Source organism: Microbacterium sp. (assembly GCF_049661145.1).
GTDB lineage: Bacteria > Actinomycetota > Actinomycetes > Actinomycetales > Microbacteriaceae > Microbacterium.
In genome coordinates this window covers 1-5,549 of the sequence record NZ_JBASZT010000035.1, presented here as the reverse complement: position 1 = coordinate 5,549, position 5,549 = coordinate 1, and the positions used below count along the sequence as shown (strand labels likewise).

Below are 5,549 nucleotides of genomic sequence, written 5' to 3'. Positions count from 1 at the left end.
CCACGTCGTCTTGCCGTCCACGGTGGACGCCTTCGGCGTGACCGACTCGGTGAGGACCTGTCCGCCTCGATCGATGGTGAGCTCGACGGCGGCTCCGCCCGCATCGTTGATGGCCTTCCGCAGTTCGTCGGTCTCCGTGATCGCCTGACCGTCGGCGGCGCGGATCACGTCGTTCGGCTCGAGGATGCCCTGTGCCGCCGAGTCGTCGGTGAGGCCATAGACCCGCACCATCGGATTGACGTCGTAGCCGAGCTCGACCAGCGCCGCGGCCGTCGCCTCCTTCTGCGAATCGACCATCATGACCGCGCTCTCCTCGTTGCGCTGCTCGGTGCTCTGGCCCTGCGGGAACACCTCGTCGATGGGGATCACCGCCATGGACGGGTCGAACCACGCCATCGCCAGCTCGAACCACGACGGCGTGCGATCGCGGTTGCCGACGACCTGCACGGTGAGCAGATCCAGTGAGCCAGAGGTGGGAAACGTCTCTGCACCGGAGACCGAGATCAGTGGCACATCGTCGCCGGCGGAGTTCGTCGTCGTGCCGAGCGTGTTGAAGACGGGACCGGGACGCTGGATGACGAACGAGGTGGGAATCAGCGTCAGCGCCAGCAGCGCGAGCAGGGCGAGCGCGAGCGACCAGATCCCGATCAGCATCTGCCGGGACATCGGCGCCCGGCGCGCAGGCACGATGACCGTGTCCTCGTCGAGCAGCGCCACGGCAGACCTTCCGGCCGATCGTTCGCGATCGGCGTACACGCGACATCCTCCGTGGAGGGCCCGGGCGGCCGTGCGGGGAAGTGCTGCCATTAGCGTAGGACGAGACCAGAACCGCCCGCTGAAAGGCGCCTGACATGACTGACGACGACACCCCGGACCGTTCCGGTGACGACGAGTTCCAGGAGTTGCTGCGCAACCTGCTCGGCGGTGGCGCGGCGGGCTTCGACCCCTCGCAGCTCGAGGGCCTGTCCCGCATGGGGGTGGATCCGGCCATGTTGCAGCAGATCATGGGTCAGCTCCAGCAGGCGTTCGCGAACGGCTCGGCGGCAGACGGTATCGACTGGGGTGCCGCCAGGACGCAGGCGCTGCACCTGGCGAACAAGGACTCGCTCGGCATCACGACCGGTGCCAAACAGGACTTCGACCACGCCTTCGCTCTCGCAACGCTGTGGCTGAGCGAGGCGACGACGATCGCCGACCTCGCCACACCGCCGCAGGCGATCACGCGCGGACAGTGGGTCGAGCAGACGCTTCCGGTGTGGCAGGAGCTGGCGGAGCCCGTCGCCGACTCGATCGCCGGCGCGCTTACCGCGGCGATCGATGAGCAGACCCCCGCCGAGATGAAGCAGCTCGTCGCGGGCGCCGGAACCTTCATGCGCCGCGTCGGCGGATCGCTGTTCGCCGCGCAGCTGGGCGGGGTGATCGGCCGACTGTCGCTCGAAGTCGTCTCGGGTGGTGACGTCGGCATCCCGATCATGCCCGACGGCGTCGCGGCGATCCTGCCGCAGAACTTCGCCGCCTTCGGACGCGACCTCGACGTCACCGACGACCAACTCGCGCTGTACCTCGGCACGCGCGAGCTCGCGCATGCGCGACTGTTCCGCCACGCACGGTGGCTGCGGCTGCACCTCATTTCACAAGTGACGGAGTTCGCCCGCGGCATCCACGTCGACACCGGCGCCCTCGAAGACCTCGCCTCGCGCTTCGACCCGTCGTCGCCCGAGGAGCTGAAGGCGGCGCTCGAGTCGGGTGCCCTGCTGCCGCAGCGCACCGAGGCGCAGGATGCCGCACTCCACCGCTTGGAGAACCTCTTGGCGACGGTCGAGGGCTGGGTGGACGTCGTGACGAGCGACGCCACCGGGCGGCTTCCCGCGTCGGCGAAGATCGCCGAGGCGGTGCGCCGTCGACGCGCGGTCGGTGGCCCCGCCGAACAGGCGATGGCCTCGCTCGTCGGGCTCGAGTTGCGCCCGCGGCGGTTGCGCGAGGCGGCGGCGATGTGGCGGGCCGTGACGGATGCCGTGGGCATCGAAGCCCGCGACAGTCTCTGGGACTACCCCGACCTCATGCCGACGGCGGAGGACATCGATGATCCGCAGGCGCTCGTGGCGCGGCTCCAGGCCCGCGCCCGCGGCGAAGAGCCGGCGCGCGATGCATTCGATGAGGCGCTCGACGAACTGCTGGCGCAGGCCGCGGGAAACGATGGCGGGTCGGGTGAGGATGCTGCCGGGGACCCGCCTCCGGAGGATCCGCGCCCGGTCTGAGGTCACGCGCATCGTCCCCTCCACAGGAGCCCGATTTCGCCGGGTCGCGAGCGGACCTGTGGAAAGCGCGCTCCGGGCTGGGGTCGGCCGGGCAAGATCGGGACATGCTCCGATTGGCCGCCTCTCATCCCCCACTGTGGCGCACACCCTCGAGCCTGCAGCTGGGAACGGGGCCTGGCGTGCGGGTGAACCACGTCGCTGACTGGCAGGAGCGCTTGCTCGACGCGCTCGCGGAGGGCATCCCCGATGCCATGCTGATCCCGCTGGCGATGACGCTCGGCGCCGAACCGGACGAGGCGCAGCGTTTTGCGGCTCAGATCGGTGGCGTCCTGCATGCCGTCGATCCCGAACCGCTGGCCATCCGGGTGGAGGTGCCCGAGGGGCTGCCCGTCGCGGCGTACGACGCGCTCTGCGATGGGCTCGGCGCCGCCGGGGTGCACGTCGTCTCGCTCACACGTTGGGCCGACGATCGCCTGTCCCCGGCGGTGCCGGTGATCGTCGCCGCCGATCGGATGCTGGATCCCCGCCGTGCGGCGCGGCTCATGGCCGCCGACGTGACGCACCTGCCGATCGAGCTGTCCGGCGACCGCGTACAGGTGGGACCGCTCGTCGTTCCCGGCCGTACCGCCTGTTCGGCCTGCCTGCACGCCCATCGCACCGACGCCGACCCGGCGTGGCCGCTGCTGGCGGCGCAACTGCTGGGCCGTGAGCCGACCGGGACGGATCCAGCCCTCGTGCTGGAAGCGGCCGTGCTCGCGGTGAGGATGCTGCGGGGTCTCACTCCGCTGCCGGCGCCGCGGCCGGTCGCCGATGTCGAGTCGAACACCCCGCGCGTCGCCGGCGCTTCGGTGACGATCAGTTCCGCCGACCTGCGGCGGGTGTGGCGGGCGCACCGCCCGCATGCCTCGTGCCTGTGTGGTTCGGTCGGGGCGGGTTCGGCTCGAGCGGATGGGGACCGATCTCCCGCAGGAACCGCGACCGCTGCCGAGTTCGGGCGCCCGACTGCTCCGACCAGCTCAGCGAGAGCGTGCGCGCGGCCCGCGTGATCCCGACGTACGCCAGCCGGCGCTCCTCGTCGATCGCGGCGAACCCCGTCGCGTAGGAGATCGGCAGCAGGCCCTCCGCCAGTCCGACGAGGTGGACGTGGTCCCACTCCAGGCCCTTGGCGGCATGGAGAGTCGCAAGGGTCACCGTCCGCAGCGACGGCTCGTGCTGATCGCGACCGCGCGCGAGGAGCTCGTCGGTGAACGCTCGCAGAGTCGTGCCCTCGGGCGCTTCCTCTGCGAGCCGCAGGACCGCGGAGCGCGCCTCCCAGGCGTCGCGCAGGGCGCCTCCGGCCGGCGGGGGTTCGTCGGTGAGCCCGAGCGAGCGCAGCACGTCACGCACCGCCACGACAAGAGTGGTCTCGACGGGCGCGACGGAAGCCCCGCGCAGCGCCATCACGGCCTGCCGCACTTCGGGCTGGTCGAAGAAGCGTCTGCCGCCCAGCACCGACGCGGCGATCCCCCGAGCGGCAAGCGCGGCCAGCAACGGCGCGGACTGCGCGTTCGCGCGGTACAGGATCGCGACGTCGTTCGGCGCGATGCCCGACGCCACCTGCGCCGCAATCGCACCGGCGACCCCCGCTGCCTCGGCGCCCTCGTCGCCGTAGGCCGTCACCGTCGGTCGTGACACGGCCGATGCTGCTCGCAGGGTCCGCGCCGTCCGCGCCGTCCGCGCCGTCCGCGCCGATCGCAGCTCCAGGGCGCCGGGCCGCCCTCGCATGAGAGCGTTCGCGACGTCGAGAATGGCGGGCTCGGAGCGATAGTTGCGCTCCAGTCTCACGACGCGCGCGTCGTCGTATCGCTCGGCGAACTCGAGCAGGTAGCGCGGGTCTGCGCCCGCGAAGGAGTAGATGGTCTGGCTCGCATCCCCGACGACGCACACGTCGCGGCGATCGCCGAGCCACAGTTCCAGCAGGCGCTGCTGCACGGGCGAGACGTCCTGGAACTCGTCCACGGTGAGGTGGCGGTACTGCTCGTGAACAGCGGCCGCCACGCGCGGCTCCGACTCCAGCATCCCGGCGCACGCCAGCAGCACGTCTTCGAAGTCGAGTTGACGGCGGGCGTCCTTGAGCTTCTCGTACTGGCGCTGCAGCTCGACGACGGCAGCCGCGTCGAGGACGCCGGACAACCCGTCGGGGTGCGCCGCGGCATCCTGCTCGATCGTGCGCATCGCGACCTTGCGCCACTCGATGCGGCTCGCGACGTCGCGCAGCGTCGCGCCGTTGAGCCGCAACCGCAGTGCGTCGGCGGCCTGGCCGAGCACCCGCACCTTGTTATCGACGATCGACGGCGCGGTGTCGTTCGCCAACTGCGGCCAGAAGAAGTTCAGCTGCGCGAGCGCCGTCGCGTGGAAGGTGCGCGCCGCGACGCCCTCGACCCCCAGTGCGCGCAACCGGCCGCGCATCTCCCCCGCCGCCTTCGTCGTGAACGTCACCGCCATGACCCGGCCCGGCGAGTACGCGCCGGTGTCGACGCCGTGCGCGATGCGGTGCGTGATCACACGGGTCTTGCCTGTTCCGGCCCCGGCGAGCACACACACCGGCCCCCGCAGAAGCGACGCTGCTTCGCGCTGCTGCTCGTCGAGTCCCTCCAGGGCGCGGTCGCTCATCCTGTCATCCCCACCCAGTCGGCGATGAGCCGGCGGGCGATGGATGCCGAGCCGGGCAACGCGAATCCTGGCTCGCTCCCCGGCCGGTCCGTGGCGCGGGCCCCGGCGAGCGCGTCCGCCAGTTCGTCGCGGCCGAACCATCGCACGTCGACGATCTCCTCGCCGTCGGGGCGAGCCGCCTCGGGGTCTGCCGCGGTCGCGTGGAACCCGAGCATGAGCGAACGCGGATACGGCCAGGCCTGCGACCCGCGGTATTCGAGGTCGCGGACGGTGACCCCCGCCTCTTCGTGCACTTCGCGCACGATCGTCGCCTCGAGCGACTCGCCCGCCTCGACGAAGCCCGCGAACGTGGAGTACATGTTGCGGTCCGCCCACAGCGCGTTCTTGCCGAGCAGCAGGCGGGACCGGTCGGGCGAGGTCACCGCGACGATGACAGCGGGATCGGTACGAGGGAAGTGCTCCCTGCCACAATCGGGGCAGTTGCGCGACCAGCCGGCATTCCGCACCAGTGTGCGCGCCCCGCACGCGGGGCAGAACGGCGCCCCGACGAGCCAGCCGCCGAGGGCGACCGCTTCGACGAAGATCCCGGCGTCGACGGCGGGCAGGTCGCCGCCGACCGCGCGCAGCGCACCCCAGATG

Annotated in this window: 4 protein-coding genes; 1 reads left to right on the top strand and 3 read right to left on the bottom strand. The window is 71.5% G+C overall.

Annotation, left to right across the window (positions count from 1 at the left end):
* Nucleotides 1-756, bottom strand: a 756-nt coding sequence (locus tag WBP48_RS01495) for a PDZ domain-containing protein (protein ID WP_424435023.1), incomplete at its 3' end; no start/stop codon positions are given.
* Between the two features lie 95 nt (nt 757-851).
* On the opposite strand from WBP48_RS01495, the gene WBP48_RS01490 reads away from it, so the two are divergent.
* Nucleotides 852-2,258, top strand: a complete 1,407-nt coding sequence (locus tag WBP48_RS01490; protein WP_424435020.1) for a zinc-dependent metalloprotease — start codon at nt 852-854, stop codon at nt 2,256-2,258.
* An 855-nt stretch (nt 2,259-3,113) separates the two neighbouring features.
* Here the strand turns inward: WBP48_RS01490 and WBP48_RS01485 are convergent.
* Together WBP48_RS01485 and nudC are read right to left on the bottom strand one after the other, a co-directional pair.
* Entirely contained in the window at nt 3,114-4,910 is a 1,797-nt protein-coding gene (locus tag WBP48_RS01485) for an ATP-dependent helicase (RefSeq protein WP_424435017.1), read from the bottom strand.
* Nucleotides 4,907-5,549: NAD(+) diphosphatase (nudC, locus tag WBP48_RS01480; protein WP_424435014.1), on the bottom strand; the 643-nt coding region annotated here is incomplete at its 5' end. The genes nudC and WBP48_RS01485, both read right to left, overlap by 4 nt.